This window comes from Streptomyces sp. NPDC002851, assembly GCF_053591935.1.
The window spans coordinates 135,691-160,183 of sequence record NZ_JBSFUT010000014.1 but is presented as its reverse complement, the minus strand read 5'-3'; the positions used below and the strand labels follow the sequence as shown (position 1 = coordinate 160,183).

The 24,493-nt window shown below is 70.9% G+C and carries 23 protein-coding genes; 16 read left to right on the top strand and 7 right to left on the bottom strand.

Annotation, left to right across the window (positions count from 1 at the left end):
• Positions 1–5 precede the first annotated feature (5 nt).
• The 3 genes from ACWD10_RS17355 to ACWD10_RS17345 all read right to left on the bottom strand — a co-directional run bounded on the left by ACWD10_RS17355 (position 6) and on the right by ACWD10_RS17345 (position 1,913).
• Positions 6–269, bottom strand: a complete 264-nt coding sequence (locus ACWD10_RS17355) for a Txe/YoeB family addiction module toxin (RefSeq protein WP_451091694.1) — start codon at positions 267–269, stop codon at positions 6–8.
• A complete protein-coding gene (locus ACWD10_RS17350) occupies positions 266–541 on the bottom strand; it encodes a type II toxin-antitoxin system Phd/YefM family antitoxin (RefSeq protein ID WP_451091692.1) in 276 nt (91 codons plus the stop codon). The genes ACWD10_RS17355 and ACWD10_RS17350 overlap by 4 nt, the downstream gene beginning before the upstream one ends.
• A 70-nt stretch (positions 542–611) precedes the next feature.
• Positions 612–1,913: an MFS transporter gene (locus ACWD10_RS17345; protein WP_451091690.1), complete on the bottom strand. Its 1,302-nt coding sequence runs from the start codon at positions 1,911–1,913 to the stop codon at positions 612–614.
• Positions 1,914–2,019: 106 nt separating this feature from the next.
• Here ACWD10_RS17345 and ACWD10_RS17340 point away from each other — a divergent pair, with 106 nt between their 5' ends.
• From ACWD10_RS17340 to ACWD10_RS17320, 5 genes are all read left to right on the top strand, one after another.
• Positions 2,020–3,012 (top strand): LysR family transcriptional regulator, encoded by a 993-nt coding sequence (locus ACWD10_RS17340; protein ID WP_451091688.1) that lies wholly within the window; start codon positions 2,020–2,022, stop codon positions 3,010–3,012.
• Between the two features lie 165 nt (positions 3,013–3,177).
• Positions 3,178–4,605: a nitrate/nitrite transporter gene (locus tag ACWD10_RS17335; RefSeq protein WP_451091686.1), complete on the top strand. Its 1,428-nt coding sequence runs from the start codon at positions 3,178–3,180 to the stop codon at positions 4,603–4,605.
• A gap of 186 nt (positions 4,606–4,791) precedes the next feature.
• Complete coding sequence (locus tag ACWD10_RS17330; RefSeq protein WP_451091684.1) at positions 4,792–6,003, top strand: uroporphyrinogen-III synthase; 1,212 nt, start codon at positions 4,792–4,794, stop codon at positions 6,001–6,003.
• Positions 6,004–6,497: 494 nt separating this feature from the next.
• A complete protein-coding gene (locus ACWD10_RS17325; RefSeq protein ID WP_451091682.1) occupies positions 6,498–7,121 on the top strand; it encodes a CGNR zinc finger domain-containing protein in 624 nt (207 codons plus the stop codon).
• 287 nt (positions 7,122–7,408) lie between these two features.
• On the top strand, positions 7,409–7,990 hold the full coding sequence (locus ACWD10_RS17320; protein ID WP_451091680.1) for a sigma-70 family RNA polymerase sigma factor: 582 nt from the start codon (positions 7,409–7,411) through the stop codon (positions 7,988–7,990).
• Here ACWD10_RS17320 and ACWD10_RS17315 read toward each other — a convergent pair.
• Positions 7,936–8,268 (bottom strand): hypothetical protein, encoded by a 333-nt coding sequence (locus ACWD10_RS17315; RefSeq protein WP_451091772.1) that lies wholly within the window; start codon positions 8,266–8,268, stop codon positions 7,936–7,938. The genes ACWD10_RS17320 and ACWD10_RS17315 overlap by 55 nt on opposite strands.
• On the opposite strand from ACWD10_RS17315, the gene ACWD10_RS17310 reads away from it, so the two are divergent.
• From ACWD10_RS17310 to ACWD10_RS17295, 4 genes are all read left to right on the top strand, one after another.
• Complete coding sequence (locus ACWD10_RS17310) at positions 8,221–8,955, top strand: zf-HC2 domain-containing protein (RefSeq protein WP_451091770.1); 735 nt, start codon at positions 8,221–8,223, stop codon at positions 8,953–8,955. The two genes, ACWD10_RS17315 and ACWD10_RS17310, sit on opposite strands and share 48 nt — an antisense overlap.
• 17 nt (positions 8,956–8,972) lie before the next feature.
• The gene (locus tag ACWD10_RS17305) at positions 8,973–11,501 is read left to right on the top strand and encodes a HelD family protein (RefSeq protein ID WP_451091678.1); all 2,529 of its coding nucleotides are present in this window, start codon (positions 8,973–8,975) and stop codon (positions 11,499–11,501) included.
• Between the two features lie 421 nt (positions 11,502–11,922).
• On the top strand, positions 11,923–13,350 hold the full coding sequence (locus tag ACWD10_RS17300; protein WP_451091676.1) for a malic enzyme-like NAD(P)-binding protein: 1,428 nt from the start codon (positions 11,923–11,925) through the stop codon (positions 13,348–13,350).
• Between the two features lie 414 nt (positions 13,351–13,764).
• Positions 13,765–14,046, top strand: a complete 282-nt coding sequence (locus ACWD10_RS17295) for an HU family DNA-binding protein (protein WP_016645140.1) — start codon at positions 13,765–13,767, stop codon at positions 14,044–14,046.
• 441 nt (positions 14,047–14,487) lie between these two features.
• Here the strand turns inward: ACWD10_RS17295 and ACWD10_RS17290 are convergent, their stop codons facing one another.
• On the bottom strand, positions 14,488–15,123 hold the full coding sequence (locus ACWD10_RS17290) for an HAD family hydrolase (protein WP_451091674.1): 636 nt from the start codon (positions 15,121–15,123) through the stop codon (positions 14,488–14,490).
• Between the two features lie 75 nt (positions 15,124–15,198).
• Complete coding sequence (locus tag ACWD10_RS17285) at positions 15,199–15,942, bottom strand: GntR family transcriptional regulator (RefSeq protein ID WP_451091672.1); 744 nt, start codon at positions 15,940–15,942, stop codon at positions 15,199–15,201.
• A gap of 365 nt (positions 15,943–16,307) precedes the next feature.
• On the opposite strand from ACWD10_RS17285, the gene ACWD10_RS17280 reads away from it, so the two are divergent.
• The 5 genes from ACWD10_RS17280 to ACWD10_RS17260 are packed head-to-tail and all read left to right on the top strand — an operon-like array spanning position 16,308 to position 21,296.
• Positions 16,308–17,426 carry an ABC transporter substrate-binding protein gene (locus ACWD10_RS17280; RefSeq protein ID WP_451091768.1) on the top strand — a complete coding sequence of 373 codons (1,119 nt, stop codon included), beginning with the start codon at positions 16,308–16,310 and terminating at the stop codon, positions 17,424–17,426.
• 3 nt (positions 17,427–17,429) lie between these two features.
• Entirely contained in the window at positions 17,430–18,407 is a 978-nt protein-coding gene (locus tag ACWD10_RS17275; RefSeq protein ID WP_451091670.1) for an ABC transporter permease, read from the top strand.
• Positions 18,395–19,243 (top strand): ABC transporter permease, encoded by an 849-nt coding sequence (locus tag ACWD10_RS17270; RefSeq protein ID WP_451091668.1) that lies wholly within the window; start codon positions 18,395–18,397, stop codon positions 19,241–19,243. The genes ACWD10_RS17275 and ACWD10_RS17270 overlap by 13 nt, the downstream gene beginning before the upstream one ends.
• Positions 19,240–20,307: an ABC transporter ATP-binding protein gene (locus ACWD10_RS17265; RefSeq protein WP_451091666.1), complete on the top strand. Its 1,068-nt coding sequence runs from the start codon at positions 19,240–19,242 to the stop codon at positions 20,305–20,307. Before ACWD10_RS17270 ends, ACWD10_RS17265 begins: the two co-directional genes overlap by 4 nt.
• An 8-nt stretch (positions 20,308–20,315) precedes the next feature.
• Entirely contained in the window at positions 20,316–21,296 is a 981-nt protein-coding gene (locus ACWD10_RS17260) for an endonuclease/exonuclease/phosphatase family protein (protein WP_451091664.1), read from the top strand.
• A 466-nt stretch (positions 21,297–21,762) separates the two neighbouring features.
• On the opposite strand, the gene murA is transcribed toward ACWD10_RS17260, so the two are convergent.
• The gene (gene murA / locus ACWD10_RS17255; protein ID WP_451091662.1) at positions 21,763–23,109 is read right to left on the bottom strand and encodes a UDP-N-acetylglucosamine 1-carboxyvinyltransferase; all 1,347 of its coding nucleotides are present in this window, start codon (positions 23,107–23,109) and stop codon (positions 21,763–21,765) included.
• A 253-nt stretch (positions 23,110–23,362) separates the two neighbouring features.
• Here murA and ACWD10_RS17250 point away from each other — a divergent pair, with 253 nt between their 5' ends.
• Together ACWD10_RS17250 and ACWD10_RS17245 are read left to right on the top strand one after the other, a co-directional pair.
• Positions 23,363–24,070, top strand: a complete 708-nt coding sequence (locus tag ACWD10_RS17250; protein ID WP_451091660.1) for a YqgE/AlgH family protein — start codon at positions 23,363–23,365, stop codon at positions 24,068–24,070.
• Positions 24,071–24,154: 84 nt separating this feature from the next.
• Positions 24,155–24,451: a DUF3039 domain-containing protein gene (locus ACWD10_RS17245; RefSeq protein ID WP_451091658.1), complete on the top strand. Its 297-nt coding sequence runs from the start codon at positions 24,155–24,157 to the stop codon at positions 24,449–24,451.
• Positions 24,452–24,493 lie beyond the last annotated feature (42 nt).

Genomic DNA, 24,493 nt, shown 5'->3' with positions numbered 1-24,493 from the left:
GAGGGTCAGTCGCTGTAGTGGTAGCGGGCCTTGAGGATCTTCACTTCCTTGGCGTCGGCCCGGTATACGAGCCGGTGCTCGTCGTCGATCCGCCTGGACCAGTAGCCCGACAGGTCTCCCTTCAGGGGTTCGGGTTTGCCGATTCCGCTGAACGGCTCGCGCTGGATCTCGCCGATCAGGCGGGTGATGCGTCGGGCCATCTTGCGGTCCGAGCCGAGCCAGAAGAGAAAGTCCTCCCAGGCGGCGGGGTCGAAGTGGACGCTCCTCACTCCTCGCCCCCGGCCAGCTCCCGCAGCTCGTCAAGATCCTTGGTGATCTGGGGAGCGCCTGCCTTGTCGCGGGCGACGGCTTCCATCAGGTGTCGGGCGTTGGCCGGCGAGCGCAGAAGGTAGATGGTCTCCTGCCAGGAGTCGTAGTCCTCGGCGGACATCAGGACGGCGTCGCCGCCCTTGGAGCTGATACGGATGGGGTCGTGGTCGTCGTTGACGCGCTTGATGAGGGGGAAGAGGTTCTGGCGGGCTTCGCTGGCGCTTATGGTCATGCGTCACACTCCATTCCGTATGGTACGAGATTACAGTACTGGTCTCGTACGACTTTCCCGTACCAAGGATTCAAGCGCGCGTCGCCCGAACCGAAAACAGCAACGCCAGGGCGGCCGCCATGACCGGGACCGCGTACCCCGGGCCATGTGCGCCCAGGTGTTCCACCGCCCAGCCGCCGGTCGCGCTGCCGCAGACGATGCCGCCGAGGAGGCCCGTCACGGCGAGTGTCATGCCCTCGTTGAGGCGGCCCTCCGGGGTGCGGTCCTGGACCAGGGTCATGCCGGTGACCATGGTCGGGGCGGTTGCCATGCCCGCGACGAGAAGCGCCCCGGCCAGGGCGGGCAGCGAGCCGGTGGACGCGGCGAGCAGGGGCAGCGTGAGCAGTGCCGTCATGGCCGTGAGGCAGAGCAGCAAGCGGCGTCGGCGCGAGCCGGAGAGCCGTAGTGCCCCGAAGGCCAGGCCCGCCGCGCACGAACCGGCCGCCTGGAGCCCCAGGATCAAGCCCGCCGCCGACGGGTGCCCGCGCCCGTCCGCGTACGCCACCGTCACCACCTCCATCGCGCCGAACACCGCGCCCGTGGCGAGGAAGACGAGCAGCAGACCGACCATGCCCGGGGCGCGGAGCGGGGCCGCCGAGCGTGGGGTGCGGCCGTTGGGCGGGGGCTGGGTCGTGCGCTGTCCCGCGAAGATCAGGACGCCGGTGAGCAGCAGGAACGCGCCTGTCAGCGTGCCCGCCTCCGGGAAGACGGCCGTACACAGGACTGCCGCGAGGACCGGGCCGAGCATGAAGCACAGCTCGTCCGCGGCCTGCTCGAAGGCGCCCGCGGTGTGCAGCGCCGCGGGGTCGCCCTTGAGCAGGTGCTGCCAGCGGGCGCGGGACATGCCGCCCGTGTTGGGGGTGGTCGCGGTCAGGGCGTACGCGACGAAGAGCGTCCACGGCGGGGCGTTCAGGTGCACGCAGAGCGCCAGGGCGAGCGAGCCGAGCACCGCCAGGACCGTTGCGGGGACGGCGACTTGGGCCTGACCGTACCGGTCGACCAGGCGCGCGACGTACGGGGCGACGAGCGCGGTGGCCCCGAGGCCGATCGCCGTGACGGCGCCCGCGAGCGCGTACGAACCGTGCGCCCCGGCGATCATGATGACGGCGCTCACGCTGAACATGCCCATGGGGAGCCGGGCCAGGAGGTTGCCCAGCGTGAACGCGCGGGCGCCGGGGGTGCGGAAGAGCCGGACGTACGGGTTCGTGGGGCGGTGCCGGGCTTTGCGTGCGGGTGCCGGGGCGGCGGCGATCAGGACGTGGCCGGAGACCGTGAGGCGCGGGGCGGTGGGCGTGCCGGGCGGGCGGCGGGGTGCGGTGTGGGGCAGGGGCATGGGGATCAGCCTCGGGCGTGGGCCGAGTCCGGGTCCAACACCTTCTCCGGCGGGATTTACGCATCCTGGTTGTCAATTGCCCGTACGCAGGTATTACGTTGACCGCGTGCCCCATGACATAGCGCCCCGGCTGCTGCGCGCCTTCGTGGCCGTCGCCGACGAGCTGCACTTCACCCGGGCCGCGAGCCGCCTCTACGTCGCCCAGCAGGCGCTCAGTCGTGATGTACGGCGCCTGGAGCGGGAGTTGGGGGTCGGGCTGTTCGTCCGCAGTACCCGGCAGGTGACGCTCACGGCAGACGCGGAGCGGCTGCTTCCGTACGCCCGAAGGGTGCTCGTGGCGCAGGACGAGCTGTGGGCCGCCGCCTCGGGCGGGGCGGCGCGGCCGCTGCTCGTCGACGTCAACAGCCCCGGTCTCATCGGCGAGCGGATCCTGGCCCGGGCCCGTGAACTCGCCCCCGACTGCGAGCTGATGGCCCGCTACGAGAGCGGTCTGACCGCCGCCGCGGCCGAGCTGCTCGCCGGGCGGCTCGACGCGTCCTTCGGGCGCTACGCGGGGCTCGAACCCGGCGTACGGGCGCGGCTCGCGCACCAGCCCGTGCGGTACGAGCCGATGGCCGTCGTGCTGCCCGAGGACCATCCGCTCGCCCCGTCCCGCACGGTGCCTCTTGCCGCGCTCGCGGGCGAGACCGTGTACGCGGGCGACGGCAATCCGGGCACCCAGGAGTGGACGGACCTGGCCCGGCAGCTCTTCGCGGAGTACGGCATCACCGTGGCACCGCCCGCGCCGCTCGCCGTCGGCGTCGAGGAGTTCCGGCGGATCATGGCGAAACACCGGTGCCCCGTGCTCGCGGTGGTGGACTTCCCGCCGATGCCGGGCGGCGTGCTGCGGCCGCTCGTCGAGCCGGTGCCGCTGTCGCCGGTGTCTCTGGTGTGGCGGGCGGAGGGGCCGGGGACCGCGGGATCCCTGGAGACACAGCACCCCGCGCTCGCGGCGCTGCGCGCGGCTGCCGCGGAGCTCGCTCGGGCCGAGGGCTGGCTGGAACGGCCGACGGGGGAGACGTGGCTGCCGGAGGCGGACGCGGACAGCATGGCGTCCTAGGGCCCCTCTCCCCTCTCCGTAAGAGGCGGCCGCTCACAGCCTCGCGGAGACGTGGGTGAGAGCAAGGTTGCGCAGAGGTCACCTGGCGCCACGGGGCTGAAATGCGTCGTCTCTAGCGTCTGCCGCACGATCCGACGCAGCCCAGCCAAAAAACACGGAGGCGTGATGACAGGCCCGACGAACCCCGGTAGCGCACCGCCCACCGCACCAGCCGCCGGCAAGCCGCAGCGCAGGGGCGGCCGCTGGATCGAGCGGTGGGACCCGGAGGACGAGGGGTTCTGGGAGCGGGAAGGGCGTCACGTCGCGCGGCGGAACCTCACGTTCTCCGTGCTCTCCGAGCACATCGGCTTCTCCGTGTGGAGCATGTTCTCCGTCCTCGCGCTCTTCATGGGCCCCGAGTACGGCATCGACCCGGCCGGAAAGTTCTTCCTGGTCGCCGTCGCCTCGCTGGTCGGCGCGGCGCTGCGGGTGCCGTACGGCTTCGCGGTGGCCCGGTTCGGCGGTCGGAACTGGACGATCTTCAGCGCCGGGCTGCTCCTCGTACCCACGACGGCACTCCTCATCGTCATGGAGCCCGGCACCTCGTACAGCACGTTCATGCTGGTCGCGATGGTCACGGGCGTCGGCGGGGCCAACTTCGCCTCGTCCATGACCAACATCAACAGCTTCTATCCGCTGCGGCTCAAGGGCTGGGCGCTCGGCATGAACGCGGGCGGCGGCAACATCGGCGTCGCGGTCGTGCAGCTCTTCGGTCTGGCGGTCATCGGGATCGCCGGGGCCGCGCAGCCGCGGCTCGTTCTCGCCGTCTACATTCCGCTGATCGTCCTGGTCACCGTGCTCAGCGCCCTGCGCATGGACAACCTGGGGCCGGTCACCAACGACTCCGGGGCGGCGAAGGAGGCCGCGCGCGACCGGCACACCTGGATCATGTCGTTCCTGTACATCGGCACCTTCGGGTCGTTCATCGGCTACAGCTTCGCCTTCGGGCTCGTGCTGACCAGCCAGTTCGGGCGGACCCCGCTGCAGGCGGCCTCGCTGACGTTCATCGGGCCGCTGCTCGGCTCCCTGATCCGGCCGGTGGGCGGGCGGCTCGCGGACCGGCTCGGCGGCGCCCGGGTCACGCTGTGGAACTACCTGCTGATGATCGCCGCCTCCGGGGTCATCGTGACCGCCTCGGTGCGGGAGTCACTGCCGCTGTTCATCGCCGGGTTCATCGTCCTGTTCATCCTCACCGGCATCGGCAACGGCTCCACGTTCAAGATGATCCCGGGCATCTTCCAGGCCAAGGCCCAGGCGTCCGGGCTCACCGGCGAGGCGGCGGCGGTGCAGGCCCGGCGGCTCTCCGGGGCCTCCATGGCGCTGATCGGCGCGGTCGGGGCGTTCGGCGGACTCGGCATCAACCTGGCCCTGCGGCAGTCCTTCCTCACCGTCGGCTCGGGCACCGGCGCCTTCGTCGCCTTCCTCGGCTACTACGGGGTGTGCGCCGCGGTCTGCTGGTTCGTATACCTGCGCAAGCCGGTCGCCGCGCCCGCGCCGCAGGCCGCCGAGGCGGAGGCCCCGGCAGAGCGGGAACCCAGCTACGCGAGGGTGTGAGCGGCGGAGCGGTCACACTGATGTTACGGAGGTCGATGTGACGCGTACGACGGCTGAGGTAACGCGTACGACGCCGATGTAACACGGACGACATCGGGGCGAACCGAGCCCGTCATGGCCCGTTGACAGGCTCGGGAAGCTCCAGAACACCCTGAGGGACAAGCGAGCGAGCACGGGGCGAACGGCATGAACCAGGAACAGATCGGTCAGCACGGAACGCCCGTACAGGACGGCCGGCCCGGACAGCAGGGACAGTCCGGACGGAACGGTGAGCACGGGGCGCTGGCGGGATTCACCGTCGGCGTGACCGCGGCCAGGCGGGCCGAGGAGCTCGGCGCGCTCCTGACCCGGCGCGGCGCGGCCGTCCTGCACGCCCCCGCGCTGCGCATCGTGCCGCTCGCGGACGACGGTGAACTGCTCGCCGCGACCAAGGAGTTGATCGATCACGCGCCGGACGTGGTGGTCGCCACCACCGCGATCGGTTTCCGCGGCTGGGTCGAGGCCGCCGACGGCTGGGGCCTCGGCGAGCAGCTCCTCGACCGCCTCCGCGACGTCTCGCTGCTCGCCCGCGGGCCCAAGGTCAAGGGCGCCATCCGGGCCGCCGGGCTCACCGAGGAGTGGTCCCCGGCCTCCGAGTCCATGGCCGAGGTGCTCGACCGGCTGCTCGCCGAGGGGGTGGCCGGGCGCCGGGTCGCCCTGCAACTGCACGGCGAGCCCCTGCCCGGCTTCGTGGAGTCGCTGCGGGCGGCCGGGGCGGAGGTGGTGGGGGTGCCGGTCTACCGCTGGATGCCGCCGCAGGACCTGTCGCCGCTTGACCGGCTCATCGACGCGACGGTCTCGCGGGGCGTGGACGCGGTGACGTTCACCAGCGCGCCCGCCGCCGCGTCCCTGCTCTCCCGCGCCGAGGAGCGCGGCCTTCTGCCCGAACTCCTCGCCGCCCTGCACCACGAGGTGCTTCCCGCTTGCGTCGGCCCGGTCACCGCGCTGCCGCTCCAGGCGCGCGGGCTCGACACGGTGCAGCCGGAGCGGTTCCGGCTCGGTCCCCTCGTGCAGCTCCTCTGCCTCGAACTGCCCGCGCGGGCGCGTACGTTGCCCATCGCCGGGCACCGCGTGGAGATCCGCGGTCATGCGGTCCTCGTCGACGACGTGCTGCGCGCGGTGCCTCCGGCGGGGATGGCCCTGCTGCGCACCCTGGCGCGGCGGCCGGGGTGGGTGGTGCCCCGGGCCGAACTGCTGCGGGCGCTGCCCGGGGCCGGGACGGATGAGCATGCCGTGGAGACGGCGATGGCGCGGTTGCGGGGTGCGCTGGGGGCGCCGAAGTTGATTCAGACGGTGGTGAAGCGGGGGTATCGGCTGGCCCTTGATCCGGCGGCGGATGCGAAGTACGCGGACGCGTGAGGGGGGATTTCCCCCGCCCCGCCCCTTCCCGAAAGCTTGCAGCGGCTTCGGGGCTGCGCCCCCGGACCCCCGCCTTTCATCGCGCTGAGAGCGCTCGTCCTCAAACGCCGGACGGGCTGATAGGTGAGCCCCCTCGGGGAGGGCGGGGGAGGTGGGGGCGTATGGGAGAGCGTTGGCTATCCGCCCGCCCCTTCCCGTAAGCAGGGGCCCGCGGCGAAGCCGCTGATGGATGCAGCGCCCCCCCCCGCACCCCCGTTCCTCAAATGCCGGAGGGGCTGCTAATAGCCCGTCCGGCGTTTGAGGACGACCGCGTTCAGCGCGATACGGGGTCCGGGGCGGAGCCCCGAAGCCGCTGCAGGCTTTTGGGAAGGGGCGGGTAGGGGAGAAGTACTCGGGCGCCCCGCCACAAGGGGGTTCGCTGCCGCTGTCCGCTAGGGCACTCTGGACGGAGCGATTCCTCCGAGCGGAAGTTCTTCCAAGGCGGTGACGCGCGCATGGTGCGGTTCGACTCGGGGCGGGCCTGCCTCGACCTGTTGGCCACGGCCCACCCGGAGGAACGGCTCGACGGCCCGGACGCGCTGCGCGATTGGCTCGCCCGTGCCGGGCTCGTGCCCGGGGGGACGCCGCTCGGCGGGCTGCGGAACGAGTGCGTCGGCGGCTTCCGGGAGCTGCGGGGGGACATCGGGCAGATGATCCGGGTGGCGGTACGAGGACTGGGCCCGGCCTCCCGCCCGTACGGCCTCGACAACCGTGCCGACATCGACGCCGCGCTCGACCGCCTCAACGCCCGCGCCGCCACCGCACCCCCGGCCCCCCGCGCCGTCCGCCACGCCGACGGCGACCGCGACCGTGACCGCAGCCTCGACCTCATCCGCGTCGTGCACCCGGCCCCCGACTGCGCGGCACTCCTCGCCGCCGTCGCACGGGACGCCGTGGAGCTGCTCACCGACCCCGTGGCCCGGTCCCGGATCCGGCAGTGTCAGGGGGACAACTGCCCGCTCCTCTACCTCGATACGTCCCGCGGCCACCGCCGCCGCTGGTGCTCCAGCGAGGTCTGCGGCAACCGGGAGCGGGTGGCCCGGCACCGTAGACGCAGCGGGGTGGCCAAGTCGCTCTGAGCCGCTGAGCCGCTGAGCCGCCTGAGCCCTGAGCCCTGAGCCCTGAGCCGCTGAGCGCCTGAGCGCCTGAGCGCCTGAGCCCTGAGCCGCTGAGCGCCTGAGCGCCTGAGCGCCTGAGCGCCTGAGCGCCTGAGCCCTGAGTGCCTGAGCCTCTGAGCCCCCGAGCCCCGAGCCCCTTAGTCCCTGAGCCCCCGAGCCGTTGTGGCGTACGTCTCATCAAGTTCCTTTGAACAGCGGCCCGTTCGCGTACGTATTCGTGCCGTGAACCCGAACCGGGGACACCGGAGGTGCGCGTGCGCAAGGATTCCGTCGTGGCCGACGACCGCCCGCCGCGGGCGCGGCACCGAACCCCTCGTGCGCCTGGTCTGGACGAGGAGTTGGTGCGCGTCCTCTACCGGGAGCACGCCGGACCGCTGCTCGGCTATGTCCTGCGGCTCGTCGCGGGGGACCGGCAGCGGGCCGAGGACGTCGTGCAGGAGACACTCATCCGGGCCTGGAAGAACGCCGGGCAACTGAACCGGGCGACCGGCTCCGTGCGGCCCTGGCTGGTGACGGTGGCCCGGCGTATCGTCATCGACGGCCACCGCAGCCGGCAGGCCCGGCCGCAGGAGGTCGACCCCTCGCCCCTGGAGGTCATCCCCGCGGAGGACGAGATCGACAAGGCGCTGTGGCTCATGACCCTGTCCGACGCGTTGGACGACCTGACCCCCGCCCACCGGGAGGCCCTGGTCGAGACGTACTTCAAGGGACGGACCGTCAAGGAGGCCGCCGAGGCGCTCGGCATTCCCAGCGGCACGGTGCGCTCCCGGGTGTTCTACGCGCTGCGCTCGATGAAGCTGGCGCTCGAGGAGCGGGGGGTGACGGCATGAGCACGCGCGCGCACGACGCCGACGGCTGGGATGCGTTCGGCCACGGCGGTGGCCACGGTGGTGGTCATGGCGGTGGTCGTGGCGGCGGCCACGGCGGTGGTCATCGCGGTGGCCACGGAGGTGGTCATGGCGGTGGCCACGGTGGTGGTCATGGCGGCGGGAACGGGTCGGGCCCCGGTGACTCCCGTGACGCCGATGTCCACGAGACCGTTGGGGCGTACGCCCTCGGGATCCTCGACGACGCCGAAGCCGCCGCCTTCGAGGCGCACCTCGCCCAATGCCCCACCTGTACGCGGCAGTTGACCGAGCTGTCCGGCATCGAGCCGCTGCTCGCCACGCTCGCCGGGGCGCCGCAGGAGCAGCAGCCCGGCCGGGCGCTCGGCCGACGGCCGGCCGGTCACGGAGTGGCGACGCCGGACCCGCGGCTCCTCGACCGGCTGCTCGACCGGGTCGCGGGGGCCCGGGCCGCCCGGCGCCGGAAGAGCCTGTACCTGGTGGCGGCCGCGGCCGTCCTGATGGCCGGGGGGCCGGTCGCGGTCCTCACGGCGAACGGCGGCGGTGACGCGGGCCCCGAGCGGCCTCCGCACGCGCACGCCACCAGCCCCGCCGAGGACGCCTTCTTCAACCACCTGAAGGAGAAGGTGCGGGCCACCGACGCGGCCACTCGCGTCACCGCGACCGTCGGAACCGAGCCGAAGCCCTGGGGCACCCACACCGTCCTGGAGCTCAAGAACGTCAAGGGTCCGCTCACCTGCTCCCTCATCGCGGTCGGCAAGAACGGCGACGAGGAGACGGTCACCACCTGGGCCGTCCCGAAGCGCGGCTACGGCATCAAGGACAGCCCGGATAAATGGGCCCGCACCCCGCTCTACGTCCACGGCGGCGCCGGGATGAAGCGCAACGACATCGACCACTTCGAGGTCCGCACCAATGACGGCAAGCGCCTGGTGGAGGTGGACGCGTAACCCCTACGCGTAGGTGGATGCGTAACCCCTGGTGGCAGTCGTGGCCATCGATCCGTGAACGTTCGGTGGAGGTACCGGCTCAACTTCGCGTACGGTGGACGGCTGCCCAGTACAGCAGAAGGGGATACGCGGTGGCCGACGTCCACGCGGTAAAGCCGTACGACACGCGCGACCGGGAGATCAGCGTCGAGCAGGACCACCTCGACCGGGTCTACCGACGCCTCGAGGAGAAGATCCACGAGGCGGAGTTCCTGATGCACGACGCCGCCCAGCGCGGCCAGGTCGGCACGCCCGGCGCGCTCGCCGAGCGGGACGCCCAGGTGTTCCGCGCGGGCATCCACCTCAACCGTCTGAACAGCGAGTTCGAGGATTTTCTCTTCGGCCGGATCGATCTTCTTCCGGGCAAGGACGGCAAGAAGGGGCCGGACGGCGCCTATACGTCCATCGAGCCCGCCGATGACGCCGTACGAACGGACGGGACCCGTCAGGTCGCCGACATCGCCGAGACGCTGCACATCGGGCGGATCGGCGTGCTCGACGCGGACTTCTCGCCGCTCGTCATCGACTGGCGGGCCCCGGCCGCCGCGCCCTTCTACCGCTCGACGCCGGTCGACCCGGGCCGGGTGGTGCGCCGCCGCGTGATCCGCTCCAAGGGCCGCAAGGTGCTCGGCGTCGAGGACGACCTGATGCGGCCCGAGCTCACCGCCTACCTCGACGGCGAGGAGCTCCCGGCCCTCGGTGACGGTGCCCTGATGGCCGCGCTCGGGCAGGCCCGCAGTCACTCGATGCGGGACATCGTGGCGTCCATCCAGGCCGAGCAGGACCTGGTCATCCGGGCCCCCGCCGCTTCGGTGACGTACGTCGAGGGCGGGCCCGGCACCGGCAAGACCGCCGTCGCCCTGCACCGGGCCGCGTATCTGCTCTACCAGGACCGGCGGCGGTACGCGGGCGGCATCCTGATCGTCTCGCCGACCCCGCTGCTCGTGGCCTATACGGAGGGCGTGCTTCCGTCGCTCGGCGAGGAGGGGCAGGTCGCGATCCGGGCCCTCGGCTCGCTTGTGGATGGTGCGGAGGCCACGGCGTACGACTCCCCGGCGGTGGCCCGCGTCAAGGGCTCGTCGCGGATGCTGAAGGTGCTGCGGAAGGCGGCCCGGGGGGTGCTTGAGGGTGCGACACCGACACCGACGCCTTCGCCGTCCGGTCAGCTCACCCTGGGTGAACCCAGTGAACCCAGTGAACCCAATGGTGAACCGGCCGGGCCCCCGACCCGCCTGCGCGTCGTCGCCTTCGGCCGCCGCCTGGAACTGGAAGCCGACGAGCTGACCCGGATCCGCCGCGCCGCCCTCGGCGGCACCGCCCCCGTCAACCTGCTCCGCCCACGCGCCCGCAAGCTTCTCCTCGACGCCCTGTGGCAGCAGTCCGGCGCGGCCACCCGGCACGCCGACCCCGAGCTCGCCGCCGAGCTGCGCTCCTCCTTCGACGAGGACGTGATGGCCGAGGACGCGTTCGTCTCGTTCCTCGACGCCTGGTGGCCGGAGCTCACGCCCCGCGGGGTGCTCGCCGCGATGGCCGACGAGAAGCGGCTCGGCCGCTGGTCGCGCCGGGTGCTCAACCCCGGCGAGGTGCGCCGGGTCGCCAAGTCCCTGCGCCGCGAGGGCCTGTCGGTGCACGACGTGGCGCTCCTCGACGAGCTGTCCACCATCCTCGGCGCCCCGGCCCGGCCGAAGCGGAAGCGCGAGCTCGACCCGCTCGACCAGCTCACCGGCCTGGACGAACTGATGCCCGTACGCGAGGAGTCGCAGCGCGAGCGCGCCGAACGCCTGGCCCAGGAGCGGGTCGAGTACGCGCACGTCATCGTCGACGAGGCGCAGGACCTGACGCCCATGCAGTGGCGCATGGTCGGCCGCCGCGGCCGGCACGCCACCTGGACCGTGGTCGGCGATCCCGCCCAGTCCTCCTGGTACGACCAGGCCGACGAAGACACCGTGGCCGAGGCCCGCGACCAGGCGCTCGGCACCCGGCCGCGCCGCCGCTTCGAGCTGACCGTCAACTACCGCAACCCGTCCGAGATCGCCGACCTCTCCGCCCGTGTACTGGCCCTCGCGATGCCCGGCACCGAGGCCCCGCGGGCGGTCCGGTCGACCGGTGTGGAGCCTCGGTTCGAGGTCGTACGCGAGGCCGACGGGCAGGTCGGGGACGGGAAGGACACCGCTCTGGCCGGTGCGGTGCGCGCCGCCACCGAAGAGCTGCTCTCCCGGGTCGACGGCACCGTCGGCGTCGTCGTCGCCATGCGTCGCCGCGGGGAGGCGGCCCGCTGGCTGTCCGGGCTCGGCGAGCGCGTGGTGGCGCTCGGCAGCCTGGAGGCGAAGGGTCTGGAGTACGACGCCACGGTGGTGGTCTCGCCCGCGGAGATCGCCGACGAGTCGCCTGCCGGACTGCGCGTCCTGTACGTCGCGTTGACCCGGGCCACCCGGGAGCTGACCGTGATCTCCGGTCCGGAGGACGTGCCGGACGCGGCCGGGGTGCCCGATCTGCTGCGTGACTGAGCGCACCTGTACGGGAATTGCCTTACGGGGATCCTTTGTTACCGTTGACGTGGCACCGGCTCGATCCAAGCCCCCGGGCCCAACCTTCGTCGCTTCGAGCGACCACTTGCCGCGAGGCGAGCATGGCGGGTCGGTGTCGTAAACGTGCGGGAGAGGCCCGCGTCACTTCGGTGGCGCGGGCCTCTTCGCGTTCCGGGTTCGGGTTCGTGTCTTCCGACCACCCCGCCCCCGGCCGGGTTGGGGGTTCCGCTGAACGGCAACTTCTCGTATGGTGGAAACTGTTTTCCGAAAGAGGAATCCGACCGCCGCGAGGCGCGCAGAGAACACAACGTTCTCAATTCGGGGCGGCTACCACGTACCCGTTGGTAGGTGCGACGATCGGATGACGCACGTTAGATAACAGGTGAAAGAGGAAGTCGGCATGGCAACGGCGCCCAGCGTCTCCTACTCGATGACGGTCCGCCTTGAGGTGCCCGCGAGCGGCACCGCGGTGTCCCAGCTCACCACGGCCGTCGAGTCCTCCGGAGGCTCGGTCACCGGCCTCGACGTCACCGCATCCGGCCACGAGCAGCTGCGCATCGACGTCACCATCGCCGCGACCTCCACCACGCACGCCGAGGAGATCGTCGAAGAACTCCGCGGCATCGAGGGCGTCACCCTGGGCAAGGTCTCGGACCGTACCTTCCTCATGCACCTCGGCGGCAAGATCGAGATGCAGTCCAAGCACCCCATCCGCAACCGTGACGACCTGTCCATGGTCTACACGCCGGGCGTCGCCCGGGTCTGCACCGCGATCGCCGAGAACCCGGAGGACGCGCGCCGTCTGACCATCAAACGCAACACCGTTGCGGTTGTGACGGACGGCTCCGCCGTGCTCGGCCTCGGCAACATCGGCCCGAAGGCCGCGCTGCCCGTGATGGAGGGCAAGGCGGCGCTCTTCAAGCGGTTCGCCGGGATCGACGCCTGGCCGCTCTGCCTGGACACCCAGGACACCGACGCGATCGTGGAGATCGTCAAGGCCATCGCGCCCGGGTTCGCCGGCATCAACCTCGAGGACATCTCCGCGCCCCGCTGCTTCGAGATCGAGGCCCGGCTGCGTGAAGCCCTCGACATCCCGGTCTTCCACGACGATCAGCACGGCACCGCGATCGTCGTACTCGCCGCCCTGACCAACGCACTTCGCGTGGTGGGCAAGGGAATCAGCGACGTACGCGTGGTCATGTCGGGCGCGGGCGCGGCCGGTACGGCGATCCTCAAGCTGCTGATCGCCGCGGGCGTCAAGCACGCCGTCGTCGCCGACATCCAGGGAGTCGTGCACGCCGAGCGCCCCGACCTGGTGGACGCCGCGCCGGACTCCCCGCTGCGCTGGATCGCCGACAACACCAACCCCGAGGGCGTCAAGGGCACGCTCAAGGAAGCGGTCGTCGGTGCGGACGTGTTCATCGGCGTCTCGGCGCCGAACGTACTGAACGGCGACGACATCGCGGCGATGGCGGACGACGCGATCGTATTCGCGCTCGCGAACCCGGACCCCGAGGTCGACCCCGCAATCGCCCGGCAGACAGCGGGAGTTGTGGCCACCGGACGCTCCGACTTCCCGAACCAGATCAACAACGTCCTGGTGTTCCCGGGCGTCTTCCGCGGTCTGCTCGACGCCCAGTCGCGTACCGTCAACACGGAGATGATGCTGGCCGCGGCGGGCGCCCTGGCCGATGTCGTCGCCGAGGACGAGCTGAACGCCAACTACGTGATCCCCAGCGTCTTCAACGACAAGGTCGCGGGCGCGGTCGCCGGAGCGGTGCGCAACGCCGCGAAGGCGGCGGGGGTTGCCGCGGTCAACGGGGACTGAACCCCGTACAGCGGGGACTGAACCCCCGTACAGCGGTACGTGGGCCGGTGGTGGCTGTGATAGTTGCCACGGCCCGCGCCCGGGCCCGGCGGCGCGTCGCGGGCCCTCGGGCGCCGGGCGGCGCCTAGTGTTGCGGCCAACACGCCCTGATTTGCCCTGCGGTCTGCTGCCGGGAAGCATACGGAGCGTCACCATTTCCATGAAGTGGCGCTTTTCGTGTGACTCCCAAGGGTGCCGGATTGGCTTTCCCGCCGCAGGTGGGGGCAGGATGCGTCCCTAGGCGAGAGGGTCTGACGTCGGACCCCGGGTCTGAGGGCCCTCCAAGGACCCTGGCAGCATCGGCATCGCTGTGCTGAACATGCGGCTACGCCGCGTGGCACGCCTCAACGGCAAGAAGAACACGGGAGTACAAACATGAACCGCAGTGAGCTGGTGGCCGCGCTGGCCGACCGCGCCGAGGTGACCCGCAAGGACGCCGACGCCGTGCTGGCCGCGTTCGCCGAGACCGTCGGCGAGATCGTTGCCAAGGGCGACGAGAAGGTCACCATCCCCGGCTTCCTGACCTTCGAGCGCACCCACCGTGCCGCTCGCACCGCCCGCAACCCGCAGACCGGTGAGCCGATCAACATCCCCGCCGGGTACAGCGTGAAGGTTTCCGCGGGCTCGAAGCTCAAGGAGGCGGCGAAGGGCAAGTAAGCCTTCGGCGACTTACGGAGGGCGGTTCCCGGTGTTGCACCGGTGGCCGCCCTTCTTGCTTGCCGCAGGCACGGCGCGTGAGGTGCTCTGCGCCGGGGGCGCCCCGGGTTGTCCGTTGTCGCACCCGGCGACGGGGCGCTGTGCCCACCCGTTCCGCCCTGCGGAACGACTGCCCACAGCGGGGACGCGGGCGGCTGCCCGTAGCGGGGAGGGGTGGGCAGGGTCCTGCGGAGCGGCTGCCCACAAGCGGGGACGTGGTGCGGCTGCCCGTAGCGGGGAGGGGTGGGCAGGGTCCTGCGGAGCGGCTGCCCACAAGCGGGGGCGTGGTGCGGCTGGTCGCAGCGGGGAAGGGTGGGCAGGGTCCTGCGGAGCGGCTGCCCACAAGCGGGGGCGTGGTGCGGCTGGTCGCAGCGGGGGCGTGGTGTGGCTGGTCGCGTGGGCTTACAGGGTGACCTCTGTCAGGGATCGCACCAGCGTTGTCCTTGGGCCCGTCTCGATGCCCGGGACCGAGGGCACTGCCAAGAGGTGGCAGCCCGCTGAGAGGGCTGCCGTGGCTCCTGTGGGGGTGTCCTCCACTGCCAGGCAGGCCGTCGGGTCGACGCCCAGGGCCTCGGCCGCGGTCAGGTACGGGTCGGGGTGGGGCTTGCCGCGGCGGGACTCACCCGACGTGACCGACGTGTCGAAGCGGTGCTTGCCCAGGGTTTCCAGGACCAGGTCGGCCACGTGCCGCTCCGAGGCGGTCACCAGGGCCGTGGGGACGCCGAGTTCACGGGCGCGGTCCAGGAGCCGCAGCGCGCCCGCCTTGACCGTCACGCCCGCCGCGATCCGGGCGGTGAACTCCCGGTCAAGGAGCTCCGATGTCTCCCGCTCCGAGAGGGGCGTGCGGGCATCCCGTACGAGACGGGCCGCCGCGTCGCCGATGGCCGCGCCCGCGTACGGCGCGAGCACCTCCGCGTCCGCGGCGTGACCCTGGGTCCGCAGGAAGTCCGCCACCGCGTCGAGCCAGGTGTGCTCGGTGTCGACGAGGGTGCCGTCCATGTCACAGAGCAGGGCGGCGGGGCGGGCGAGAGTGGGCATCGAGGTTCCTCGGGTGGTTCGGTCGGCGTCCGGGTGCAAGGCGCCGGAGCGAGCGGAGAGAGCAGAGAGCGGAGTTCAGGTCGCCGGGGCCGTACGCAACAGCGCATTGGCCTGGACCGAGTTGCGGACGGTGAAGACGACCGAGCCCGGGCGGTAGCGGTCGTCGGAGGTTTCCACGGGGCGGCCCTCCGCGGTCGTGGTCGTACGGCGCACGCGCAGCAGCGGGGCGCCTCTGCGTACGCCCAACTCCCTTGCGTCCGTGGTGCCCGCGGCCACCGCGTCCAGGTGGTGCTCGCCGTGCGACATGACCAGGCCCGAGGACTCGTACAACGCCTGGGTGACCGACTCGCAGTCGTCCGGCAGGGCTTGTACCGCCTCGGCGGTCCAGCCCGCGTACACCGTGCGCTCCAGGAGCACCGGCTCGCCGTCCAGGGTGCGGATCCGCAGCACGTGCAACACCTCGTCGCCGGGCTCCAGTTGGAGCTGGGCCGCCTCCGCCTCCGTGGCCTTGCCGAGGTCCGAGCTCAGGACCAGGCCGCCGGGCGTGCGGCCGCCCGCGCGGGCCCACTGCGCGAAGCTGCGCAGCTCCGTGAAGCTCTGGCTCGGCGTCGTGGCGAGTACCACGCGGCGCGCGCCTTGCCGGGAGCCGATCAGGCCCTCGGACTGAAGGGCGCCGAAGGCCTGGCGCAGGGTGCCGCGCGAGACCCCGTGCGCCGCGGCGAGCTCGGACTCCGAGGGCAGCGCGGCGCCCACCGGGTAGTGGCCGTCGGCGATGGCGCGGCGCAGTTCGTCGGCGATCTGCTGATGCCGTCGGGTCACTTGCTCTCCTCGGAGCCGTGCTGCTGGGACATGCGCGGTGAGCAGCGACAAGACCTGCTCGCGATGGACCGATCATGTCACCCGGAGCCGGTTCCGCGCACCTCCGAGCTCTGTGCAACTGTGCACAGCACACGGATTGTCCCGAGGGGGAGGGTTCTCGTCTTACCGGTCTCCGGCGTCGTAAACATCTCTCTTCATAACGCTTTTGACCTGCACTTTTTCTTCTCCGTGAGCTTTACCTGCCGGTCACTTCCCGGTTATGTTCGTCCGGCTTACTGACGATGGCTTGTCCAGACAGGTGGCATGCCAAAGACCCAGGAGTACGCATCGTGAAGGCACCTCGTCCCCGTGGATCCCGGCGCGCTCTGGCCGCCGTGGCCTGCGCGCTCGTCACTGCTGCCGTGGCCACCGGCTGCGGCTCCGCGCCCACCGCGGACGCGCAGAACAGCAAGGCGGGCAAGGCCGGCTCGGCGGCCGACCTCGGCGGTATGGACGCGCTCGTCAAGGCGGCGAAGAAGGAGGGCGAGCTGAACGTCTACGCCCTCGCCCCGGACTGGGCGAACTACGGCGAGATGATCGCGGCCTTCGAGAAGAAGTACGGCATCAAGGTCAACAACGAGAACCCGGGCGGCAGCAGCCAGCAGGCCCTCAACGCCGCCGCCAAGCGCAAGGGCCAGCCGCGCGCCGTGGACGCCCTGGACCTCGGCACCGCCTACATGCAGGACGCCAAGGCCAAGAAGCTGCTCGCGCCGTACAAGGTGAAGGGCTGGGAGGACATCCCGGACGAGCAGAAGCAGTCCGACGCCTCCTTCATGAACAACTACGGCGGCTACATCTCCATCGGCTGCGACGCCAAGAAGGTCAAGGAGTGCCCGAAGACCTTCAAGGACCTGCTCAAGCCCGAGTACAAGAACAAGGTCGCGCTCAACGGCAACCCGACCGAGTCCAGCTCCGCGCTCTCCGCGGTCTTCGCCGCGTCCCTCGCGAACGGCGGCTCGCTCGACGACATTCAGCCCGGTCTGGACTTCTTCAAGGAGCTGAAGAGCAAGGGCAATTACGTCCCCGCCGAGTCGACGCTCGCCACCATCCAGAAGGGCGAGACGCCGATCTCGATCGACTGGGACTACCTGAACCTCGGCTACGGCGACAAGCTCAAGGCCAAGGGCGTCGACTGGCAGGTGAACGTGCCGTCCGACGGCCAGTACTCGCTGTACTACAACCAGGGCGTCAACAAGTACGCCCCGCACCCGGCCGCCGCCCGCCTCTGGCTGGAGTTCATCTACAGCCCTGAGGGCCAGAACATCTGGCTCAAGGGTTACTCGCGTCCCGCGCTTCTCGACGAGATGAAGAAGCACGGGACCGCGGACAAGGACGCGGCCGCCAAGCTCCCCGAGGTCAGCGGAACCCCGAAGTCCGCCAACCCCGAGCAGGAGGCCAAGGCCAAGGAGAAGATCGTGCAGGGCTGGAGCAAGGCGGTCGCCTGACCCATGGCTGAGCAAGTGGCAGAACACACCGCCAAAGCGGCGGACGCCGAGGCGGCCGCGGACTCCGGGTCCGTGGCCGCCCCGGCCGACCCGGTGGACACCCCGGCCGCCGCCCCCGCACGCACCCGGCCGCGCCGGGGCCGCAGCCGGGCCCGCTGGCTGGCCGTCGTGCCGTTCTTCGCGTTCCTCGCGGTCGGCTTCGGCCTGCCCGCCGGAACGATGGCGTACGGCGCCTTCACCGCGACCGACCCGGAGAGCGGCGCGACCCGCTTCACCACCGACAACATCACCGGATCGCTACAGGGCGTGTACGCGGACGGGCTCGTCGGCAGCGTCGAACTCTCCCTGCTCTCCGCCGTGTTGGCGACGGTGCTCGGCGCCGTGATCGCCCAGGCCCTGGTGGCGTCCCGGCGGCCCGCGCTGCGCAAGGCCGTGGTCTCGGCCTGCGGTGTGTTCGCCAACTTCTCCGGTGCGCCGCTCGCGTTCGCGTTCATCGCGACGCTCGGCACCACCGGCACGCTCACCCGGCTGCTCTCCCTGGAATCCACGGGCTTCAGCGTCTATACGTTCACCGGGCTCGTGCTCGCGTACCTGTACTTCCTGATCCCGCTGATGGTCGTCACCGTGCTGCCCGCCTTCGACGGCCTGCGCCCGCAGTGGCGCGAGGCCGCCGCCTCCTGCGGGGCGACCCGCGGCCAGTTCTGGCGGCACGTCGGCATTCCGGTGCTCACGCCCTCGCTGCTCGGCGGCGCGGTCCTGATGTTCGGCACCGCCTTCGCCTCGCACGCCACCGCCGCGGTCCTCGTCGGCGGCACCGTGGACCTCGTACCGATCCAGATCGCCAACGCCCTCAACGGCAACGTCCTCGCCGGACAGGAGAATCTCGCGCTCGCCATGAGCCTCAACATGGTGGTGATCGCGCTCCTCGTGATCGCCGTACAGATCCCGCTGCAGCGCAGGAGTGCCCGATGGCTCGGATGACAACAGGTGCCACAACACGCTGGCCCGTACTGGGAGTTGCGGCGCTCTACTTCCTCGTCCCGGTCGGTGCCTCCCTCTGGTTCACCGTCGCCGATACGCACGGCATCAGCTTCGACGCGTACACCAAGGGCCTCACGTCCGAGGGCCTGACCCGCAGCCTGCTCCTGTCCGTACTGCTCGGCCTCGCCACCGTCGTATTCGGGCTGCTCCTGATGGTCCCGACGATGGTCGCGGTCGCGCTGCGGCTGCCGAAGCTGCGCCGGGTCGTCGAGATCCTGTGCATGCTGCCGCTCGTCGTGCCGCCCATCGCGCTCGTGGCGGGCGTCGCCTCGGTGCTCTCCTGGCAGCAGGACCTCGCGGCCACACCGCTGTACGGGACCTTCCAGGCGCTGATCAACCGGGACTTCCCGCTGATCCTCGTCATCGTCTACACGGTGATGTCGCTGCCGTTCCTGTACCGCTCCCTGGACTCCGGCCTGCGCGGCGTCGACCTGCGCACCCTCGTGGAGGCCGCACGCAGCCTCGGCGCCACGCGGGTCCAGACGCTCCGGCAGGTCGTGGTGCCCAATCTGCGGCAGGCCGTGGTGGGCGGCGCGGTGCTCAGCCTCGCCATGGTGCTCGGCGAGTACACCGTGGCCTCCGTACTCGGCTTCGAGCCGTTCGCCGTGTGGATGGTGCAGACCGGCGAGAGCGAGGCCCAGCTCTCCGTAGCCGCCGCGATGCTCTCGCTGCTGTTCACCTGGGGGCTGCTGCTCCTGCTCACGGCCCTGGCCGGCGGCCGAGCCGCCAAGAAGCCCGGTAAGCAACGTACGCAAAGGAAGTCCGAGACCTCATGACCGTCCCCGTGCAACTCAAGCAACTGCGCCGGGAGTTCGGCTCCACGGTCGCCCTCGACGGCCTCGACCTGGACATCGCCGCCGGAGAGATGGTCGCCCTGCTCGGCCCGTCCGGCTGCGGCAAGACCACGGCCCTGCGGATCATCGCGGGCTTCGAGTCGACCGACAGCGGCGAACTGCTCATGGACGGCGAGGACATCACGGGCACGCCCGCCAACCGCCGTGACATCGGCATGGTGTTCCAGTCGTACTCGCTGTTCCCGAACATGACGGCCGCGGAGAACGTGGCGTACGGGCTTCGGGTGCGGGGTGTCGCCGGGGCTGAACGGGAGGCGCGCGCCAAGGAGTTGCTGGAACTCGTCGGCCTGCCCGGCCGCGGGGACCACTACCCGCACCAGCTCTCCGGCGGCCAGCAGCAGCGCGTCGCCCTGGCCCGGGCGCTTGCGATCCGGCCCCGGGTACTCCTGCTCGACGAACCCCTGTCGGCCCTGGACGCCAAGGTGCGCCTGACCCTCCGCGAGGAGATCCGCCGCATCCAGCTCGAGCTCGGCATTACGACGGTCTTCGTCACGCACGACCAGGAGGAGGCGCTGTCCATGGCGGACCGCGTCGCCGTGATGAAGGACGGGCGGCTCGAACAGTGCGCCGCGCCTTCGGAGTTGTACGAGCGCCCGGCGACGCCGTTCGTGGCGGAGTTCGTCGGCACGATGAACCGGCTTCCTGGCGTCGTACGCGACAAGGGTGCGGTGGAGCTGTTCGGGCGCCGTCTGCCGATGCACGGCGACTCCGCCGGTTATGCGCCGGGCACCGACGTCGACGTACTGCTCCGGCCCGAGGGCCTGGCCGTGGGGTCGGCGGACGACAAGGGTGAGCCCGCGAGCGTCCGCGTGGCCACCTTCCTCGGGGCCACCACCCGGCTCCTGCTCACCACGGACTCCGGCGTCGCGCTCAAGGCCGACCTGCCCAGCTGGGAGGCGACCGAGCTGACGCCCGGAGCACGCTGCACGATCACCCCGCACGACCATCCCGTACTCGTCGCCGAGCGCATCGTCCAGAAGGAGTGACCTACCTCATGACTGTCACACGGCGCATTACCCTCGCCCTGACGGCGACCGCGGTCGTCGCGGCCGCCACCGCCGCGACGGCCCTCGCGGGTCCCTCACCGACGCCGTCCCCGGAGCCGAAGCCGAAGGCCGCGGGCGAGCTGCGCGTCCTGTCCATGAACCTTTGGCACGGGGGTGCGAAGGTCAACGACGGGCTCACCAAGCAGCTCGCGGTCATCGAGAAGCACAAGCCGGACGTCGTCGGCTTCCAGGAGACGTCCGGGCACGCCGCCAAGGACCTTGCCGCGAAGCTCGGTTGGGACCACTGGCAGTCCAAGGGCAGCCTCGGCATCATCAGCCGTTACCCGATCACCTCGAAGGCCGAGACGATCAGCGGGGGCGCGGGCGCGGGTGTCCGTATCCGCATCGACGAAGCGACCGGCCAGGAGGTGGAGCTCTGGACGGCCCACCTCGGCTACACGCCGTACGGCCCGTACGACGCCTGCTTCGACCAGATGCCGGTCGACGAGATCATGAAGCGCGAGGCGGAGTCGGGCCGTACGGGCCAGGCGACCGAGCTGGCCACCAAGCTCAAGGACAAGATCGCGAACGCGGACAAGACGCCGGTGCTGCTCGTCGGCGACTTCAACTCGCCCTCGCACCTGGACTGGACGGACGCCAATAAGCACTGCGGGTACGGGCAGGTGGACTGGCCCGCGACGAAGATCGTCGCGGACGCGGGCCTGAAGGACTCGTACCGCCAGGCGCACCCGGACCCGGCCTCCGACCCGGCCACGACTTGGTCCCCGGTCTACCCGAAGCACGACGGTTCGACCGGCGACCCGGAACCACAGGACCGCATCGACTTCATCAACTACGCGGGCAGCAAGCTGAAGGTGAAGGATTCGCAGTCCTTCGTCGAGGGCGACCCGAAGCCGGTCCCGGACCACGCGGACAACGAGTGGCCCACGGACCACGCGGCGGTACTGACGACGTTCACGGTGGGTTGATTTCTCCCCAGCCCCGCCCCTTCCCGTAAGCAGGGGGCTCCGCCCCCTGCACCCCCGCTCCTCAAGCGCCGGAGGGGCTGATTGGGGTGGGCGGGAAATGCCAGGGGCTGCCGGGGCGGGCGGGTAAACCCGGCGCGCTTCCGCGCCCCCACCCCCGGCCGCCCCTCAGCCCCCCCGAAGCGGCTGGGTAGGAAGCCCGGGTGGCGGGTAATCCCCGCCAGCCTCCGCGCCCCCGCCTCCCCCATCCAACCGGAGGGGGCGGGCATTTACCCACCGGAGGGGGTGGGCATTTTGGCCCGTGCGGCAACTACCAGCCCGTCCGACGTTTGAGGACGAGCGCTCCCCCAAGCTCTCAACTGCGTTCGAGCAGGGAGGTACCCCCCTGCGCGATATCCGCGGCGGGGGTCCGGGGGCCGCAGGCCCCCGAAGCCGCTGCAAGCTTTCGGGAAGGGGCGGGGCGGGGAGCTTAAACCAGCGCCCCACCGGGCAGTTCGACCTTCGCGCCCAACTCCACCAGCTTCTCCATGAAGTTCTCGTACCCCCGGTTGATCAGGTCGATCCCGTGCACCCGGGACGTCCCCTGCGCGGCCAACGCCGCGATCAGGTACGAGAAGCCACCGCGCAGGTCGGGAATGACCAGGTCCGCGCCCTGGAGCTTCGTCGGGCCCGAAACCACCGCCGAGTGCAGGAAGTTCCGCTGACCGAAGCGGCAGTCCGAGCCGCCCAGGCACTCGCGGTAGAGCTGAATGTGCGCGCCCATCTGGTTGAGCGCGGACGTGAAGCCGAGCCGCGACTCGTACACCGTCTCGTGCACGATCGACAGGCCCGCCGCCTGCGTCAGGGCGACCACGAGCGGCTGCTGCCAGTCGGTCTGGAAGCCCGGGTGGACGTCCGTCTCCAGCGCTATGGCGTTGAGCGAGCCCCCGGGGTGCCAGAAGCGGATGCCCTCGTCGTCGATCTCGAAGGCACCGCCCACCTTCCGGTAGGTGTTGAGGAACGTCATCATCGAGCGCTGCTGCGCGCCGCGTACGTAGATGTTGCCCTCGGTCGCCAGGGCCGCGGAGGCCCAGGACGCCGCCTCCAAACGGTCCGGCAGCGCCGCGTGGTTGTAGCCGCCGAGCTTGTCGACACCGGTGATCCGGATCGTCCGGTCCGTGTCCATCGCGATGATCGCGCCCATCTTCTGCAGCACGCAGATGAGGTCCTCGATCTCCGGCTCCACGGCCGCGTTGGACAGCTCCGTGAGCCCCTCCGCGAGCACGGCCGTGAGCAGCACCTGCTCGGTCGCGCCCACCGACGGGTACGGCAGCCGGATCTTGGTGCCGCGAAGCCGCTGCGGCGCCTCCAGGTACTGCCCGTCCGCACGCTTCTCGATCGTCGCGCCGAACTGCCGAAGCACCTCGAAGTGGAAGTCGATCGGCCGCCCGCCGATGTCACAGCCGCCGAGGCCCGGAATGAACGCGTGCCCGAGGCGGTGCAGGAGCGGGCCGCAGAACAGGATCGGGATGCGGGAGGAGCCCGCGTGCGCGTCGATGTCGGCGACGTTGGCCGACTCCACGTGCGACGGGTCCATCACCAGCTCGCCGGGCTCGTCACCGGGACGGACGGTCACGCCGTGCAGTTGCAGCAGACCGCGTACGACCCGGACATCACGGATGTCGGGGACATTGCGCAGCCGGCTCGGGCCACTGCCGAGCAGCGCGGCGACCATGGCCTTGGGGACCAGGTTCTTCGCGCCGCGGACACGGATCTCGCCCTCCAGCGGGGCGCCGCCGTGGACAAGCAGGACGTCGTCATTGCCTTTGACGGTCATGTATCTCGCGTTCCGATGAGGTGGGCAGGGGCCGAGGAGAAAGACTAATGGCCTTCTACCCTCTTCCTGGCAGGTCGAGGGCCTCCCGGTCCGTCATGAATTCGCCACAACACGAACCGTGCGTTTTCCGGTACTTAGGGTCACTAGAATGGGGCGTTCTGTGCCTGTGCGCGGTTTCTGCCTCTCCGCGCCCTGAGCTGCGCTCCCTCACATACGGACGTTGGCTCCCCACGGACCGCGAAGATGCGGGATCATGTCTGTCATGACCGAGGTGTCCTCGCTCACAGGCCGGTTGCTCGTCGCCACCCCTGCCCTGGCGGACCCGAATTTCGACCGTTCCGTTGTGCTGATCCTCGACCACGACGACGAAGGCTCGCTCGGCGTGGTCCTGAATCGCCCTACGCCGGTCGGAGTCGGCGACATTCTGGAGGGCTGGGCCTCTTTGGCGGGCGAGCCCGGAGTCGTGTTCCAAGGCGGCCCGGTATCCCTTGATTCGGCGCTCGGCGTCGGCGTAATCCCGGGATTCGAGGGCGCGTCGGACGAGGCGAAGGAGACACGGGACGCAAGGGAAGTAAGGGGCGTAACCGAAGAAAAGGGCGCCACGGACACCGACTCCGTCGCCTCCTCGGACGCCGAACTCCGTACGGGCGGTGCCGTTTCCGGCGGGGACCCGATCGGCTGGCGCCGCGTACACGGCGCGATCGGCCTCGTCGACCTGGAGACCCCGCCGGAGCTGCTCGCCGCCGCGCTCGGCAGCCTGCGGATCTTCGCCGGGTACGCGGGCTGGGGCCCGGGCCAACTGGAGGACGAGCTGTCCGACGGCGCCTGGTACGTCGTCGAGTCGGAGCCCGGGGACGTCTCCTCGCCCGCCCCGGAGCGGCTCTGGCGCGCGGTCCTGCGGCGCCAGCGCAGCGAACTGGCGATGGTGGCGACATATCCGGACGATCCCTCGCTCAACTAGCGCTTCCGGGCGTACGGAGTGCTACGTAGCGCGCGGTTGACGTCCCCGCCGTACTTCGCGCGTCCGTGGGTACCCTTGGAACCCATGAGCACTCATGAGCCCGAGCGCGGGGCAGGTACGGGGACCCTCGTAGAGCCGACGCCACAGGTGTCGCACGGCGACGGAGACCACGAGCGCTATGCCCACTACGTCCAGAAGGACAAGATCATGGCGAGTGCGCTCGACGGGACCCCCGTCGTCGCGCTCTGCGGCAAGGTCTGGGTGCCGGGTCGCGACCCGAAGAAGTACCCGGTGTGCCCCATGTGCAAGGAGATCTACGAGTCCATGGGCGCCGGTGGCGACAAGGACAAGGACGGCGGCAAGGGCGGCGGCAAGAACTAGCCCCATCAGCCCCTCCGGCGTTTGAGGAGCGGGGGTGCAGGG

Bases quoted from the DNA above. Each gene is read 5' to 3' on its own strand.
- ACWD10_RS17290 (WP_451091674.1), bottom strand. From the start codon at position 15,123: ATGCCCACTCTCGCCCGCCCCGCCGCCCTGCTCTGTGACATGGACGGC.
- ACWD10_RS17270 (WP_451091668.1), top strand. From the start codon at position 18,395: ATGGCTCGGATGACAACAGGTGCCACAACACGCTGGCCCGTACTGGGA.
- ACWD10_RS17265 (WP_451091666.1), top strand. From the start codon at position 19,240: ATGACCGTCCCCGTGCAACTCAAGCAACTGCGCCGGGAGTTCGGCTCC.
- ACWD10_RS17295 (WP_016645140.1), top strand. From the start codon at position 13,765: ATGAACCGCAGTGAGCTGGTGGCCGCGCTGGCCGACCGCGCCGAGGTG.
- ACWD10_RS17260 (WP_451091664.1), top strand. From the start codon at position 20,316: ATGACTGTCACACGGCGCATTACCCTCGCCCTGACGGCGACCGCGGTC.
- ACWD10_RS17245 (WP_451091658.1), top strand. From the start codon at position 24,155: ATGAGCACTCATGAGCCCGAGCGCGGGGCAGGTACGGGGACCCTCGTA.
- ACWD10_RS17250 (WP_451091660.1), top strand. From the start codon at position 23,363: ATGTCTGTCATGACCGAGGTGTCCTCGCTCACAGGCCGGTTGCTCGTC.
- ACWD10_RS17325 (WP_451091682.1), top strand. From the start codon at position 6,498: ATGGTGCGGTTCGACTCGGGGCGGGCCTGCCTCGACCTGTTGGCCACG.
- ACWD10_RS17275 (WP_451091670.1), top strand. From the start codon at position 17,430: ATGGCTGAGCAAGTGGCAGAACACACCGCCAAAGCGGCGGACGCCGAG.
- ACWD10_RS17330 (WP_451091684.1), top strand. From the start codon at position 4,792: ATGAACCAGGAACAGATCGGTCAGCACGGAACGCCCGTACAGGACGGC.
- murA (WP_451091662.1), bottom strand. From the start codon at position 23,109: ATGACCGTCAAAGGCAATGACGACGTCCTGCTTGTCCACGGCGGCGCC.
- ACWD10_RS17335 (WP_451091686.1), top strand. From the start codon at position 3,178: ATGACAGGCCCGACGAACCCCGGTAGCGCACCGCCCACCGCACCAGCC.
- ACWD10_RS17300 (WP_451091676.1), top strand. From the start codon at position 11,923: ATGGCAACGGCGCCCAGCGTCTCCTACTCGATGACGGTCCGCCTTGAG.
- ACWD10_RS17345 (WP_451091690.1), bottom strand. From the start codon at position 1,913: ATGCCCCTGCCCCACACCGCACCCCGCCGCCCGCCCGGCACGCCCACC.
- ACWD10_RS17350 (WP_451091692.1), bottom strand. From the start codon at position 541: ATGACCATAAGCGCCAGCGAAGCCCGCCAGAACCTCTTCCCCCTCATC.
- ACWD10_RS17305 (WP_451091678.1), top strand. From the start codon at position 8,973: ATGCGTAACCCCTGGTGGCAGTCGTGGCCATCGATCCGTGAACGTTCG.